This window comes from Dactylosporangium sp. CA-152071 (assembly GCF_050936335.1).
GTDB classification, from domain to species: domain Bacteria; phylum Actinomycetota; class Actinomycetes; order Mycobacteriales; family Micromonosporaceae; genus Dactylosporangium; species Dactylosporangium maewongense.
On the sequence record NZ_JBNJMZ010000002.1, the window covers coordinates 556,563 to 571,823 of the forward strand.

Here is a 15,261-nt window from a genome sequence, read left to right on the forward strand (position 1 = left end):
TCGCAAGATGTTCGCAGGCCAGCGCCTATGTCAGGGCCGCGCCTGACGGGCCCGCACCCGCAGGGTTCCGACGCGGCGGCGGTGCCAGGAGCCGGCGCCGAGCACCGCGTCGAGCACGAGCGCGCGGCGCAGGAACAGGTGCGGATCGGCCTCCATGGTGATGCCCATGCCGCCGTGCACCTGGATGCAGCGTTCGGCGGCGAAGACCGCGGCCCGGCCCGCCGCGGCCTTCGCGGCGTGCACCTGGATCTCCGCGTCGGGCCGGCCGTTGTCGACCGCCCACGCGGCGTACAGCGTGAGGTCCCAGGCGGCCTTGCGGACCGTCGCGGCGTCGGCGAGCTGGAACGCGACCCCCTGGTAGGAGCCGATCACCCGGCCGAACTGCTCGCGGGTGCGGGCCTGCTCGGCGGCGAGGTCGATCGCGCCCTGCGCGACCCCGCACAGCTCGGCGGCGACGACCAGGGTGGCCCGCCACGGCCCGGTGCCGGCCGGGGTGACCTTCACCGGTTCGGTGAGGGTGACGTCGGACAGCGGCACCGACGGGTCGAGGGACTGCCGCGCGACGACCCCCTCGACCGGGGCGATCCCGACCCGGCCCGGCAACAGCACAGCGAGGCCGTCGGCCTGTGCCGCGTACCGGACCAGACCCGCGCCGTCCATCGCCGGCGTGAGGACCCGCTCCCCCGCGAGGACGTCCTCGGGCAGCGGGCCGCCGGCACCGCTGAGCAGCTGCACCGCGGCGGCGTGCGCCGGGAACCGGCTCGGCACCAGGTGCTCGCCGAGGACCTCGACGGCGACGAGCAGGTCGACGAGGTCCGAGCCGATGCCACCGGCCTGCTCCGACACCCCGAGGAGACCGAAGTCGTCCAGCAACGGGCCGTCACACGCCGGGGCCTGCCAGCCGCACTCGAGGGCGTCCCTGGCGGTGACCCCCTCCCCCTCCGCGAGGGACCGGACGGTCTTGGCGATCTCCAGTTGCTCCTGGGTGAATGTCGCGCGCATGCCGGGCTCCGCTCAGCGTGAACGGGGCAGGTGCAGGACCCGCTCCGCGAGAATCGACTTCTGGACTTCCTCGGTGCCGCCCTCGATGGTGTGCGCGCGGGCGCGCAGGTAGCGGCGCATCCGGGCGGCGGCGCCCGCGCCGTCCAGCAGCACCCCGCCGCCGTCGTCGAGCTGCACCGCGAGCCGGTTGGCGGTCTGCACGACCCCGGCCCACAGGCTCTTGAGCGCTGAGGTCTCGGGTCCGGGCACCCCACCGGCCTGGGTCTCGCCGAGCATCCGCATCGAGCCGATCCGGACCGCCTCGGCGTCGCACTGCAGCTGGCCGACCGCGTCGAGGAACGCGCTGTCGCCGGCGACGCCGCGCTCGACCGCGACGTCGATGACCCGGTCGACGGCCTGCCGGGCCCACACCCACAGGTTCAGAGCCATGCTGCCGCGTTCGAACGCGAGGGTGGTGAGGGCGACCTTCCATCCGTTGCCGACCCCACCGAGCACGTCCTCGTCGGGCACGAACACGTCGTCGAGGAACATCTCGTTGAACTCGGTGTCCCCGTTGATCATCACCAGGGACCGGACCGTGAACCGGTCCATCGGGGCCAGCAGGTAGCTGATGCCCTGATGTTTCGGTGCGGCGGCGTCGGTACGGGCGAGCAGCAGGCACTTGGAGGCGTTGTGCGCGTTGGACGTCCAGATCTTCGACCCGTTGACGAGCCAGCCGCCGTCCACCTTCGTCGCGGCGGTGCGCAGGCTGGCCAGGTCCGACCCGGAGCCGGGCTCGCTGAAGCCCTGGCACCAGTACTCGTCGCCGCGCAGGATGCCGGGCAGGTGCCGGGCCTGCTGCTCGCGGGTGCCGTGGGCGATGATCGTCGGCCCGGCCAGCATCATGCCGACGCCGTTGAGCGGGTAGGGGGCACCGCGGACGGCCGCCTCCTCGTTGAAGATCGCCTGGGCGAGGGAGTCCAGGCCGCGGCCGCCGTGCTCGGCCGGCCACGACAGCCCGGCCCAGTCGCCGGCGCACAGCCGGTCCTGCCAGACCCGGGACCAGTGCTCGCGCTGCTCCTGGGTCAGCTCCTCCTGGTCGGGCACGTCCCGCAGCGCCTCGTCGAGCCAGGCGCCGGCCTCCCGGCGGAACGCCAGGTCGGTGTCGCTGTCATCGAAGTCCATGGGCGGTGACCTCCCCTACCGGCCTGAGCCGCTGCTTGTACAACTTCCCGTTCGGGTCCCGCGGCAGCGCGTCGTGCACGACGTAGTCGCGCGGGCGTTTCGGCTTCGCCAGCAGGGTCTCCAGGTGCGCCCGCAGCGCCGCGACGACCGCGTCCCCGTCGGGGGCGCCGTCGCGCAGGACCAGGTGCGCCTGCGGGACCTCGCCGAACTCGGGGTCGGGCGCGCCGATGACGGCGGCGTCGGCGACCCACTCGTGGGTGAGCAGCGCAGCCTCGATCTCGGCCGGGTAGACGTTGACCCCGCCGACCAGGATCAACTCGGCTGCCCGGCCCGTGATGTACAGGAAGCCGTCCTCGTCGACGTGCCCGACGTCCCAGACCGTCATGAGGCCGTCGCGGCGGGCCCCGTCGGTCTTGCCCGGGTCGTTGTGGTATTCGACCTTGTCGTTGCCCTGGCGCATGTACACGATGCCGGTCTGCCCGACGGGGACCTCGGCGCCCTGCTCGTCGAGGATCTTCAGGGTGGAGATCGAGGCGGGCCGGCCGACGGTGCCGGGGTGGGCGAGCCACTCGTGCGGCCGGGCGACGGTGGTGCCGACCTCCGTCGAGCCGTAGTACTCGTACACCACCGGGCCGAACCAGTCGAGGATCCGCTGCTTCACCTCCCGCGGGCACGGCGCCGCGCCGTGCAGCACGTAGGCGAGGGAGGAGACGTCGTAGCCGTCGCGCACCTCGCGGGGCAGCTGCAGCAGCCGGTAGAAGTGCGTCGGCACCATGCTGGTGCCGGTGACCCGCTGCTCCTGGACCCGGCGCAGGAACCCCTTCGGGGTCCAGCCGTCCATCAGGACCAGGGTGCCGCCGGCGTGCAGCGCGCCCATCGCCGGGGTGATGTTGGCGGAGTGGTAGAGCGGCGCCGACACCAGCCACGACCCGAACGCGGCGCGCTGCATCCCGAACTCGGCGAACAGCCACACGTAGGTGCGCGCGCCGGTGTCCGCGTCGATGCCGCTGAGCGGGCGCTTCACCCCCTTGGAGCGGCCGGTGGTGCCGGAGGTGTACATCATCAGCGAGCCGGCCGGGGTGTCCTGCGGGCTGGTGTCCGGCATCCCGTCGGTGAGCTCGTGCATCGTCGTGCCGTCGATGTAGACCTTGGTGTCGTCCGGAGCGGCGGCCCGCACCACCGTCTCGACCCGCTCGGAGGCGACGACGACCTTGGCCCCGCTGTCGGCGAGGATGTGGGCGACCTCGGGCTCGGTCAGGTGGTAGTTGAGGGTCACCAGGTACAGCCCGGACTGCATCGCCGCGAGGTACAGCGCGACCATGCCGGGGCTGTTGGTCATCACGGCCGCGACGGTGTCACCGACCCGCAGCCCCGCGCGGGTGCGCAGGCCGTGCGAGATCCGGTTGACCTCGGCGAACAGCGCACCGTAGGAGATCCGCCGGTCGTCGGCGGTCACGATCGCGCACAAGTCCGGTTCGGCGGCTGCCCACAGCCGGAAACCGGTCCGGTCCTCGGTCATCGGACTCCTTGAACTAAATTCCGACCATCCGGTATGTTCTTGCCAACAGTAAGGGAGGGCCCCCGCGATGTCCATACCCGTGAGCGAGGCGCACGCCGCCAGCTACCGCGCCCGTGAGGTCCCCGCTCCCGCCCAGGTCATCGACGGTGTGTGGGCCGTCCCGGTGCCCCTGCACGGCAGCGCGCTGCGGGCCGTCACCGTGTTCCTCATCGAGACCCGGGCGGGGCTGGTCCTCATCGACGCCGGCTACGACCACCCGTCCTGCTGGGCGTCGTTCCGGCGGTCCCTGACCGCGATCGGGCACTCCGTCGAGGCGATCTGCACCGTCCTCATCACCCACAACCACCCCGACCACGTCGGGTTCGCCGACCAGGTCCGCGCCGTGTCCGGTGCCCGGGTGATGATGGGCGCCGCCGACGACTTCGCCGCGATGCACCGCGTCCGCGGCGGCTTCCTCGAGCAGCTGCGCACCGCCCTGGACCTGACCGGCGCGCCGCACGACGTCGTCGACGGCATGTACGCCGACGCGGTGAAGGTCGCCGAGCACCACGAGTCGCTGCGCCTGGACGCCGCGCTGACCGGCGACACCGAGCTCCGCTTCGGCGACGTGACGATCCGCGCCCTGCCCGCCCCCGGCCACACGTACGGGCACACCGTGTACTTCGACACCCGCGGGCTGGTCTTCACCGGCGACACGATGATGGCCGAGGGCCCGACCCAGCTCGCCATCGTGAACCGCCCCGGCGACGACCCCGCCGGGGACCTGTTCCGCTCCCTGGACCGCATCCGGGACCTCGGCGCCGCGATCGCCTGCCCGGCCCACCAGTTCCCGTACCGTGACGTCGGCGGCCGCGCCGAGGAGCTCAAGGCCTTCCACCAGGCCGAGGTCGACCAGGCCCGGACCGTCGCCGGCGCCGGCGACACCGCCTGGGACGTGGCCCGCCGCATGCCGTGGAAGAAGCCGTGGGACGAGCTCGGCGGCGGCACCCGCCGCTTCTCCCTCGTGCACACCCTGGCCCTGCTCCGCAACGCCCGCTGACCGCCGGCGCGCCCGGGGTGGCCGGGCGCGCCGGCGTGGTTCAGAAGGGCATGACGAACCAGAAGAAGGTCGCCCGCGCGGTGCGGCCGGCCGCGTCGGTCACCGTGACGGTGACGTTCGCGGTCTGGAACGTCGTCGGGGTGCCGCTGACGACACCGGTGGACGGGTTCAGGGTGAGGCCGGTCGGCAGCCCGGCAACGCGGCGAGCGACCCGGCGCGTTCGGGCCGCGACCGGCCGGACCGCCAGTACGACAGCGTGGCCCGGGACAGCCCGACACCACGCTCCCCCAGCAACACGGCGAGCCGCTCCAGGGTCAGCCCGCTCGCCTCGACCGCCACGTCCAACGCCACGGCGAACGGCCCGGTCCGCAGCGCCTGCGAGACATCCGGCTCGACCATCCCCCGATCGTCGCGCCGCCCGGCGGGCCTGTCCAGCCCGGGACTTCTGCCCCGGACCGCCCTTGGCGAAGCCACCGTCAGCCGCGCGGGGCAGGACTCCCGGCGGCGGGGCGGGTGTCCGCGGCGAGCCGGCCGTCGCGCAGGGTCAGGACCCGGTCGGCGCCGGCGATCACCTGCTCGTCGTGGCTGGCCACGACCACGGCGTTGCCCGCGTGGGCGTGTGCCCGCAGCACGTCCAGGAGCAGTTGGACGCGGGCGGGATCCTGGTGTCCGGTCGGCTCGTCGGCCAGCAGGAGCGCCGGGGACAGCCGCAGGGCCCGGGCCAGGGACGCGCGCTGCTGCTCCCCGCCGGACACCTGCGCGGGCAGCCGGTCCGCGAGGTGGGCGAGGTCCAGCATCCGCAGCAGCTCGTCGGTGTCGGATCCGGTGCGGTCCGACAGCAGCGCGGGCAGCTCGACGTTCTCCCGGATGCTCAGCTCCGGCAGGAGGGCGAGCGACTGCGGCACGAAGCTCGTCTCGTGCCACCGGCTGCCGAGCCGCGTCCGCACCGTGCCGGCGTCCGGCCGCTCGTGCCCGGCCAGGACGCTGATGAGGGTGGTCTTGCCCGAGCCGGACGGGCCCGCCACGACGGTCAGCTCGCCGGCGTGGATCTCCACCGAGACCCCGTCGAGCGCGGTGACCCTTCCCGCGCCCGGGTAGCGGCGCGTGACCGAATGGGTCGTCACCACCGGCGTCGTCACAGCATCCCCCGTACGACCCGGCCGGCCTGCAGCCGGACCACCCGGTCGGCGCGCTGCCAGACGGCGGGGTCGTGGGTGGCCGCGATGACCGCCACGCCGGCGTCGGCGATGACCCGCAGGGCGGTGACGACCGCGTCGACGTTGCCGCGGTCGAGCTGGCCGGTCGGCTCGTCCGCCACCAGCACCGACGGCGGGCCGACCGCGGCGAACGCGATCGCGACCCGTTGCCGCTCGCCGCCGGACAGCTGGTGCGGCAGGTGGTCCGCCCTGCCGGCGATGCCGAGCGGCTCCAGCAGCGCCTCGCCGGTCGCCTCCGGCACGCCACGGATCTGCGCGGCGAGCCGGACATGCTGGCGGACCGTCAGATAGGCGAGGAGGTTGTCGCCGGGGTCCTGGCGCACCAGCCCCAGCCGCTCACGGCGCAGCCGGGCGCGGCCGGCCGCCGGCAGGGTGCCGAGGTCCTGCCCGGCGATCGTGACCGTGCCCTCGTCGGGGCTGTCCATGCCGGTCAGCAGGCGCAGCAGGGTCGACTTGCCGGAGCCCGACGGGCCGATCACCGCGGTGATCATGCCGGCGGGGGCGCTGACGTCCACGTCCACCAGGGCGGGCACCAGATGACCGTCGACACGGTACGAGCGGAAGACCCCGACGCAGCCGGCGCCCTGTTCAGTCGATGTCACGCAGCACCTCCGAGGTCCGGCTGCGGGTGAGCCGCCAGTGGGTCACCGCCGCCACCAGGACGGCGAAGCAGCTGACCGCCGTGAGCAGGCCGGCCATCACCGACCAGGGGAAGGACAGCACGGTGCCCGGCGCCGCGGCCGGGTCGACGTTGAGCTGGTCGCGGACCGTCACGGCGGCGGTGACCGCCAGGCCGAGCCCGGCCGCGCACCCGGCGACGAGGGAGCCCGCGAACTCCGCCAGCAGCAGCCACCCCTGCACCGCGGAGCGCAGCCCCATCAGCCGGAGCATCACGTAGCCGCGCCGCAGCACCCGCAGCCGCGACTCCAGGTACAGCAGGAACCCCACCATCGCCACCGTCGCGGTGAGCAGCGACAGCGCGGACAGGTAGGCGAACGTGTACGTCACCGGCTGGTAGAACGTGCTCGCGTGGCGGTCGTCGGCGACGGAGAACACCGCGACCCGCAGGCCCGCCGCGTCGACGGCCGCGCGGATCGGGGCCGGGTCGCCGCGCACCCACAGCTGCGGCACGGCCCGGGCGAGTGCCTCCTCGCCGAGCGCCGCCCGGTCGACGAGCAGGACCGGATACCCGCCGCGCGGGGCGGGCAGCGCCGCCAGGGACGTGACGTCCAGCTCGACGGGCGCGTCGCCGCCGAACGTCATCGTGGCCGCGCCGTCCGGCACCGGCGCGGACGCGACCGCCGCGAGACCGCCGCCGGGTGGCGCGCGCAGGGCGCGGGTCGCCTCGGCGAGGGTGGTGTCGTCGAGGCGGTCGTCCCAGTACGCGTCGCGGGCGAACGTCGCCGGGTCGACCGCCAGCAGCGACACCTGCTGGTCGTCGAGCTGCACGTAGTCCAGGCGCAGCACCGGCGTGGCCCGGCCGGCGAGGGCCGCGGGGACCATTCCCGGCTCGGCGAGGGTGATCACCACGTCGCTGCCGGCGCCGAGCCTGGCCTGCGCGGCGAGCGTGGCGCTGACGGTCCCGGTCGCCGTCGCGCCGTAGACGGCCACCGCGACGGGCACCGCGGTGATGAGGGCGAGGGTCACCGCCGCCGCGGCGGAGTGTCGCAGCCGCCGCCGGTACAGCAGCCGCACCGCCGACCGCGCCGCCGTCGTCGTGCGGGTCCGGCGCCTGACGGCCGCCGTCGCCAGGCGCGCGCCGAGCACGCAGAGGCACAGGATCGCCAGCATCGGCACGACGAGCAGCTTCGCCGGGATCTGCACCATGGTCCCGTACTGGCTGCCGAGCCGCACCATGGAGCGGTCGCCGCCGGTCGACCAGTACCCGGCCGCGGCGGCGAGCAGCAGCAGCTCCCACGGCGCCGCGGCCAGCCGGCGCCGGGCACGTGCTTCGGGGCTGGGCACGCCGGTCAGGGGCCGGCAGGCGACGCCCGCGGTCACTCCCAGCACCGCCGTCGCGACGAGGAACCCGGACACTGCGGCGGTCAGCGACTGCGCCAGCGCCGCGCCCGACACGTCGCTGCTCGGCCCCACCTGCGTGACCAGGAGCCGGGCCAGGGCCCAGCCGCCCGCGGCGCCGGCGGCGAGGGCGGGCAACGCCTCCAGGGCGGCCTTGACCCCCAGCCAGCGCGCGGTCGCGCCGAACGTGGCGAGGACGACGAGCTCCCGCTCGCGGCGGCGGACCCAGAACGCGCCCGCCGCCATCACGACCGACAGGCCGACCAGCAGGCCGCCGGCGCTGATCGGCAGCACCGTCCCGCGCAGCTCCCGCTCGACCAGCGCCGCCCGGCCCGCCAGCGGCGGCAGGGCGGTGCGGTACAGGATCCGGCCGTCGTACGCGGTGGTGCGCAGGCGGTCGTGCATGGCGGTGATGCCGGCGGCGAGCCGGGTCGCCTCGGGCGCGGTCAGGTCGATCGTCGCCGGGGCCCGCTCGATGCGCTGGGCGGTCTGGATGTGCGCGCCGCTCGCGACCGCCAGCATGGTCGCCCGGTCGGCGAGGAGCAGGTCGAGCACCGGCACGTCGCTGCCGAGGCCGCCCGCCTGCTGGGCCGGGTCGCCGCGGTACAGCGTCGAGATGCCGCACCAGAACGGGTCGTCGCCGGACCGGTCGCGCAGGTCCCGGTAGATCGCCACGACCGGCACCGCCGTCGGCTGCCAGACCTGCCGCCGGCCGTCGGCGGTCCACGCCTCGACGTTCGGGGAGATCGTGAGGGTGTCCCCGGGCCGCAGCCCGTGCTCGGCCGCGAACCGGTCAGGCAGCCACAGTCCGTGGCCGGGACCGCCGGCGATCCGCTGGACGTGCCCCTCGAAGCCGCTCCGCCCGGCGATGTTGACCCTGTTGTCGCCGACCGCCACCTGCGCGCTGACCAGGGTCACGGCGGGGTCGCCGAGCCCGTCCGCCGCGGCCTGCGCCTCCTGCGTCACCGCCGCCGCCAGCACGGCGGGGTCGACGGCCCGCTCCGGCGCGATCACCTGCGATCCCAGGGCCGCCGGGCACACCGCGGCGGTCCTCGCCCGCAGCGTCGCGCTGCCGGCCGACGACAGGAACAGCGGACCGGCCGCCGCCGGCAGGACCGCCACCGCCGTCGCGACCGCGATCGCGACGGCCACACTGGGCCGCCGCAGCAGCAACAACGGCGCCCGCCGCCACGGCGCCAGCGACAGCCACCCGCCACGAGCCATCCCGCGCATCCATCCTCCGGCCCGCAACGTACATGACCATCGGAGAGATAGACCCGCACCACCCGCTCCCGGTTGCCCCGCCCCACCGTCCGTGCGGCGCCGCGCGGAGACGGCCGCTCAGCCTTCGATGAGCGTCGCGATCCGGCGCGCGGTGGCGCGGTCCTGCATCAGCCCGCCGAGCACGTCGCGCAGTGCCTCGCCGGTCTCGTCGCCGGCTTCGAGCGCGACCTGCAGGCGCGTGAGCGCGAGGGTGCGTCGCGCGGCGGGGTGCCGCTCCGACTGGTAGGCATCGAGCTGGGTCTGCGGCGCTGCGCCGCGCAGCACCGCGGCGAGGGTCTTGCCGAGGGCGACGGCGTCGAGCAGGCCGGCGTTGATGGCGGAGCCGCCGGCGCTGAAGATGTGCGCGGCGTCGCCGGCGAGGAAGACCCTGCCGTCGCGGTACCGTTCCGCGTGCCGGCTGTTCGCGACGACGCTCCTCGCGGCAGAGGCCGTCGTGTACGGCAGATCGGCACCCAGGACGCGGCGAAGGCTCGCCCGCAGCTCGTCGTCGCTCAGCTCATTGGTCGGCTCGCTGTCACCGCGCGGTTCGTGCGTGCTGACGATGTACAGGTCATCCGGGGCAGCGCGGTCGAGCACATCGGCGGGGGCAATGGTGATCGACCCGTGTGCGGTCCGGTTGGGCTGGAAGGGCACGAGCCGGCCGATGCCGCGCAGGTCGATGCGATCGCCGACCCGGGCCACGGCTCCCGCCGGGATGGTGACCCGGGCCAGCCGGGAGATGTTGGTGCTCGTGCTGCCGGGGAAGCCGATGCCGAGGCTCTTGCGCACAAAGCTGTGTGCGCCGTCGCAACCTACGAGGTACCGGGCGCGCAGCTCGACGGACGAGGCTTCGGCGGTGACGTGGACGGTCACCCCGTCGCCGTCCTGCTCGAACCCGGTGACCTCGCGCCCACGCAATACTGTGGCACCGAGGCGCACGGCACGCTCCGCCAGCAGGCTCTCCAGCCGGTGCTGTGGCACCGGGAGCACGTGCAGCGGACCGCGCAGCAGGCCGAGCTCGAGGGTGAGCGGGCCGAAGCGAAACCGCGGTGGCCGCACGACCCGCAGCCCGGTGCCCCGCAGGAGCTTGCGCCGCCGCAACTCCAGCGCGGCCCGACCGACAACGCCGTTCCCTTTCGGGATCCGGACCGGCTCGGCGATGCGGTCGAGAACGACCGCACGGACGCCTGCACCGGCGAGGTCGCCGGCGAGCAGCAGCCCCGTCGGCCCGGCGCCGACAACGACCACGTCAAGGACCGATGCGTCAGCCAGGATCGACATGTCTGTCAACCTAACTTGACACACGAGCCTCTGTCAACCTTGGTTGACAGGACTGGGTGGCCACGCGGTCGACGTGAATCGTCGACCAGCCACTCGATCGTTCCGCCGGGACTGCCAGCCGGACTGATCGGCTTCGCTCGGCCGCGGCACGGTCCCCGTTCCCGGCCACGGCACCGCTGCATCCTGGACGGAAGGCGCGAGGTTAGGGTGCCTCCCATGGACGCTGCCAGGTCCGCATGGGATGGGCTGCCGCAATCGGTCGTGCGGCTGCTCGCAGAGCACGGACATCTGGACCTGCTGCGCCGCGAGGCTGACGACGGCGACTACGAATGCGCCGAAATGCTGGCACGGCTGCTGCGGGCCCGCGGCGAGCCGCCGGCGGCAGCCCTGACGTTGCTGCGGCCCTTCGTCGGTACGGACTGGGCAGCGCGGGTCGTGGACGACTACGCCGGGTACCTCGCGGAGTCCGGTGACGTCGACGCGGCGATGGTGATGCTGCGCCCGTACGCCGACGAGGGCCATCCCGAGGCCGTGGAACGCCTCGGGAGGCTGCTGATCCAACAGGGCCGTGCCGACGACGTGCTCGCTATGCTGCGGCAGGGCCTCGTTGACTACATGTACCCGATCGACGTGCCGGTCGAACTGACTCGCGGCCTGGGCCGCGACGACGAGGTGATCGAGCTGCTGCGGTCGCGGATCGACGCCGGGCGGCTCGGCCTGGAGAGCCTGCTGGCCTCCGTGCTGGAACGCGGCGGCCGGCTGGAGGAGGCGATTGCCGCGCTGTCCGACGGCCTTCGCCGCGAAGGGCCGTACAACATCGCGGACGCCGAACACCTGGCCGATCTGCTCGCCCGTCACGACCCCGCGGCGCTAGCGCGGTTCGCCGCCGGTGACGACCGCAGCGGACGCAGGTACGGCGCGCATCGACTCGCTCGCTGGTACGAGGAACAGGGCCGCATCGACAGCGCGGTGGCGGTGCTGGCGCCCCGCGCCGCACGGGTGCGCCGCACTCACGAGCAGCACGGCCTGCCCCACTACGCCGCGGCGGCGGAACTGGGGCGGGTTGTCCGCCAGGACGAGCCGTGCCTTCTCGCCGACCTGCTGGCCCGGCACGGTCGGGTCGACGAGGCGGTCACCGTGCTGCGGACGGCGGCCGTCGCGAAGCCGGCCGTGCTGCGCCCGCTGTGCGTGCTGCTGATCGAGCACGACCGCCTGGACGAGGCGCGGGCCGCTGTGGCCGAGGTCGTCGCCGAGGTCTGGCCGGACCCGGTCAGACTGCGCCTGGAATGGATCGAGGCGTTGGTCGAATGCGGCCGCTACGAGCAGGCGATCGCCGAGCTGCGAGCGGATCCCGAGGCGGGCAGCGGGTACGCCCGCGAACGCCTGGCCGCCCTGCTGACCGACCACGGTCCACCGGACGAGGCCATCGCCATGCTCAGCCCGGCCACCGAAGGATGGTCCCGCATGCTGTTGGCGAAGGCGTTGATCCGCGCGGGCCGGGCCGAGGAGGCGATCGCGGCGACCCGCGCCAGACCGGCGACAGAGCAGGTCTGAGCGCGACTGGGTCCGTGCGGCCTACGGCGAGCGACCGCGATGACACTCGGCCCAGACCGGGGTGAGGTCGGGCACGAACAGCGTCGAGACGGGGTTGATCAGCAGAACGAAGCCCCGATCGGGAAGGGCGCTCAGATCTGCCATGTCGGCAGCCGGTTCAGCATCGACACCGTGGCCGAGCGGGAACGGTATGCGCAGAGCGTCGCCGGATGCCGCGAACGCCGGGGCACGGCCGAGCGGCCACCGGTGCGGGTCGCACCGGTGGCCGCCTGGTTCACGTCAGTGTTGCGTTGGGGTTGGAGGGTTAGGGGTAGTTCACGACCTGGCGCGGGGTGGTGTTGCCGGCCGGGTTGGGGACGGCGCCGCCGGTGTCGTTGACGACGTTGGCGATGGTGCCGACGTCACCGAGGGAGACCGTGATGACGCTGTGCAGGCGGACGCCGGTCCGGTTGGGCACCTCGAAGCCTCGGTCCACGCGGACGGCGGGGTTGACGTTGAAGTAGCAGTACACGCCGCCGCCCCACAGTTCGTGGTCGGTGACGGTGTCGGCGACCTTGTAGGCGGCGTAACCGTTGCCGCGAGGGCCGATCCAGGCCGCCTGGTTGGGCACGTCGTACGGCTTCTCGTTCTGGAAGAAGATCGTCTTGCCGCGGTTGCCGTTCCAGATCACTTCGTACTTCTGGTAGTGCTCGACGAACAGGCCGGTGGCGAGGACGTCGTCACCGTTCACGAGGAGGCCGGTGTCGCCGGTGTTCACCGTCCAGCCGGTGGGTGCGCCGCCGTGGTCGGCCCGCCAGGCCCAGATGTGGTCGATGATCGTGTCATCGCTGTGCACGGCGAGGGTGGTGGTGGCCTTGCCCTGGACGCTGCTGCCGATGCGGAAGAACACGTCCTGGATGCTGATCGGGTTCGCCGCGTGGTCGGTGTGCGCACCGGCCGTGCCGACCGTCATCAGCGTGGGGCTGTTGGTCGTGCCGGCGTCGAAGGTCAGGCCGCTGACCTTGACCCCGTTGACGTCGGCGATGTTCAGCGCCTCGACGCCGTTGACCGGGATCAGGGTCGGGTAGCCGATGCCGGTGACCACCGTGTCGGCCCGGGTGACCCGGATCGTCTGGTCGAGGGAGTAGGTGCCCGGGGTGAAGAACAGGTTCAGGCCCTGGGCGAGGGCGGAGTTGATCCGGGCGGCGCTGTCACCGGGCTTGGCGACGTAGAAGTTCCGCATCGGGATCGAGGTGCCGGGCGTGTTCGGCCAGGTGGCGCCCGCGGAGTTGCGCCGGATGTTCGGCACGAAGACGCGGTACAGGCCGGCGCCGTCGACGTACAGGTACGGCTTCTCGCGGGTGACCGGGGTGGTGGCGAGGGTGGTGTGCGGCGGGTTCGGGAACGCGTTGGGCGGGGCGCCCTGCACGCCGGAGTAGACCATGTTCCAGACGCCGCCGTCCCAGCGCTGGATCCGGCTGTCGCGGGTGTACCACTGCTGCTGCGAGCCGGAGGTCACGTAGCCGTCGACGACGGAGTCGGCCAGGTAGCCACCGCTGGAGTAGCCCTGCCCGTTGTCCTGGTTGGACGGGGCCAGGGTCAGGTTGCCCTTGATGTGCACGCGGCGCATCGGGGCGGCCTGGGAGACGGCCCACCGGTTGATGCCGCCCTCCGGCACGATCGACAGGTTCTCCATGCTGCGCCAGAAGTTCTGCGTCGCGTTGGACTCGTCGCCGTAGTTCCAGCCGGAGTCGACGTTGACCGCGCCGTTGATCGTCACGTCGTCGGGGTTGATGCCGAGACCGGCGACCGTGGTGTAGAAGCCGACGTTGGCCCAGACCCGCCCGTACGTGCCGGGCTTGAACAGGAACACGTGGCGCTGCGTGCCGAACTGCGCGGTGGGGCTGCGCAGCTGCGCGTTGAACGCCGCGTCGACCGCGGACTGGATCGTCGCCGCCGGGGTGGACTGGTCGAAGATCCGCACGTTCGGGCCGAAGTCCGGCGTGTCGGAGGTCGGCAGCGTCGGTCCGCTGGACGACGTCGAGGGCGAGGGCGACGTCGGGTTCGACGGGCCGGAACCGGTGAAGACCTGGAACTCCCACAGCGAGTAGCCGTAGACCGTGGCCCGGGCGGTGCCGTTCACGCGCACGTAGCGACCGGTCGTCGTGGTGACGGCCGGGGTCTGCACGCCACCGGTGCCGGCGGTCGTGCTGTAGATGTTCGTCCAGCTCGTGCCGTTGGTGGACACCTGGATCTGGTAGGCGGTCGCGTACGCCGCCTCCCAGTTCAGCGAGACGCCACAGACGGACACGGCCGAGCCCAGGTCGACCTGGAGCCACTGCGGGTCAGCGGCCGCGCTGGACCAGCGGGTGCCGGTGTTGCCGTCGAACGCGGCCGAGGCCGGGGTACCGGCGTTCTCCGTCGACGACGCGGTGGCCGGCTTGCCCTGCGCCGCGTTGGTGGTGCCGCAGCCGCCAGGGGTGTCGGGGGTGCCGCCGAAGACCTGGAACTCCCACAGCGACACGCCCCACTGGGTGGCCTTCGCGGTCGCGTTGACCCGCACGTAGCGGCCGGTGCCGGTGACCGGCAGGCTCTGCTGGCCGCCGGTGCTGGTCGTGGTGGTGTAGACGTTCGTCCAGGTGTTGCCGTCGGCGGAGGTCTGGATCTGGTACGCGGTGGCGTACGCGCCCTCCCAGTTCAGCGCGACCCGGGTGATCGACTGGGAGGAGCCGAGGTCGACCTGGATCCACTGCGGGACGCTGAAGGCGCTGGACCAGCGGGTGCCGGTGTTGCCGTCGGTCGCGGCACTGGCGGGGGTGCCGGCGTTCTCGGTCGACGAGGCGGTCGTCGGCTTGCCCTGCGACAGCAGGGTCTCGGCGGCGTCGGCGTTACGGGTCGTGACGACGGTGATGTAGGTGACCAGCATGGCCGCCACCGCGATCACGATGGCGGCCATGCGCAGGGTGCGCCGGCTCATCGGTGATCGGGATGGGCGTCGATGGCCGGGGGCGGGTTCCGACCACTCCATAGGGGACTCCTTCGTGACGCTCGGGTGTCGGCGGTGTGTCAGGGGTGTGAGAGAGCGCTCTCGCAGACGTCACTTTGAACCAACCCTGGATGGGTGTCAATGCCTCGCGAGGAACGAACGACCCCTGAACACTGCTGCCCCACGCGCAGGCCAGGGCGCCGTAAGGAACGCTGACCAGCGACACCCGCCGCCCGCC

12 protein-coding genes are annotated in these 15,261 nt (G+C 73.3%); 2 read left to right on the top strand and 10 right to left on the bottom strand.

All coding sequences use genetic code 11. From position 1 onward, the window contains the following. Nucleotides 1-30 precede the first annotated feature (30 nt). Genes ACQEVZ_RS42710 through ACQEVZ_RS42720 form a run of 3 tightly spaced genes read right to left on the bottom strand, consistent with a single transcriptional unit; the run spans nt 31 to nt 3,685 of the window. Entirely contained in the window at nt 31-1,002 is a 972-nt protein-coding gene (locus tag ACQEVZ_RS42710) for an acyl-CoA dehydrogenase family protein (protein WP_433378458.1), read from the bottom strand. Nucleotides 1,003-1,014: 12 nt separating this feature from the next. Further along, entirely contained in the window at nt 1,015-2,166 is a 1,152-nt protein-coding gene (locus ACQEVZ_RS42715; protein ID WP_433378461.1) for an acyl-CoA dehydrogenase family protein, read from the bottom strand. Then, nucleotides 2,153-3,685 (bottom strand): AMP-binding protein, encoded by a 1,533-nt coding sequence (locus tag ACQEVZ_RS42720; RefSeq protein ID WP_433378464.1) that lies wholly within the window; start codon nt 3,683-3,685, stop codon nt 2,153-2,155. Before ACQEVZ_RS42720 ends, ACQEVZ_RS42715 begins: the two co-directional genes overlap by 14 nt. A gap of 67 nt (nt 3,686-3,752) precedes the next feature. On the opposite strand from ACQEVZ_RS42720, the gene ACQEVZ_RS42725 reads away from it, so the two are divergent. Beyond that, nucleotides 3,753-4,724 (top strand): MBL fold metallo-hydrolase, encoded by a 972-nt coding sequence (locus ACQEVZ_RS42725; protein WP_433378467.1) that lies wholly within the window; start codon nt 3,753-3,755, stop codon nt 4,722-4,724. 40 nt (nt 4,725-4,764) lie between these two features. Here ACQEVZ_RS42725 and ACQEVZ_RS42730 read toward each other — a convergent pair whose 3' ends face one another. The 6 genes from ACQEVZ_RS42730 to ACQEVZ_RS42755 form a co-directional block, all read right to left on the bottom strand. After that, nucleotides 4,765-4,971, bottom strand: coding sequence for a putative Ig domain-containing protein (locus tag ACQEVZ_RS42730; RefSeq protein WP_433386058.1), 207 nt, complete (start codon nt 4,969-4,971; stop codon nt 4,765-4,767). Then, the gene (locus ACQEVZ_RS42735) at nt 4,893-5,123 is read right to left on the bottom strand and encodes a hypothetical protein (protein WP_433378470.1); all 231 of its coding nucleotides are present in this window, start codon (nt 5,121-5,123) and stop codon (nt 4,893-4,895) included. The genes ACQEVZ_RS42730 and ACQEVZ_RS42735 overlap by 79 nt, the downstream gene beginning before the upstream one ends. A 77-nt stretch (nt 5,124-5,200) precedes the next feature. Beyond that, nucleotides 5,201-5,848, bottom strand: a complete 648-nt coding sequence (locus ACQEVZ_RS42740; protein ID WP_433378473.1) for an ABC transporter ATP-binding protein — start codon at nt 5,846-5,848, stop codon at nt 5,201-5,203. A gap of 11 nt (nt 5,849-5,859) precedes the next feature. Then, nucleotides 5,860-6,543: an ABC transporter ATP-binding protein gene (locus ACQEVZ_RS42745; RefSeq protein ID WP_433378476.1), complete on the bottom strand. Its 684-nt coding sequence runs from the start codon at nt 6,541-6,543 to the stop codon at nt 5,860-5,862. Next, nucleotides 6,530-9,184: a hypothetical protein gene (locus ACQEVZ_RS42750; protein WP_433378479.1), complete on the bottom strand. Its 2,655-nt coding sequence runs from the start codon at nt 9,182-9,184 to the stop codon at nt 6,530-6,532. Before ACQEVZ_RS42750 ends, ACQEVZ_RS42745 begins: the two co-directional genes overlap by 14 nt. Nucleotides 9,185-9,301: 117 nt before the next feature. Continuing rightward, nucleotides 9,302-10,504: an FAD-dependent monooxygenase gene (locus ACQEVZ_RS42755; RefSeq protein ID WP_433378482.1), complete on the bottom strand. Its 1,203-nt coding sequence runs from the start codon at nt 10,502-10,504 to the stop codon at nt 9,302-9,304. Nucleotides 10,505-10,720: 216 nt separating this feature from the next. Between ACQEVZ_RS42755 and ACQEVZ_RS42760 the strand changes: the two genes are divergently transcribed. Beyond that, on the top strand, nt 10,721-12,058 hold the full coding sequence (locus ACQEVZ_RS42760; protein ID WP_433378485.1) for a tetratricopeptide repeat protein: 1,338 nt from the start codon (nt 10,721-10,723) through the stop codon (nt 12,056-12,058). Nucleotides 12,059-12,362: 304 nt separating this feature from the next. Here the strand turns inward: ACQEVZ_RS42760 and ACQEVZ_RS42765 are convergent, their stop codons facing one another. Beyond that, entirely contained in the window at nt 12,363-15,014 is a 2,652-nt protein-coding gene (locus ACQEVZ_RS42765; protein ID WP_433378488.1) for a discoidin domain-containing protein, read from the bottom strand. Nucleotides 15,015-15,261 lie beyond the last annotated feature (247 nt).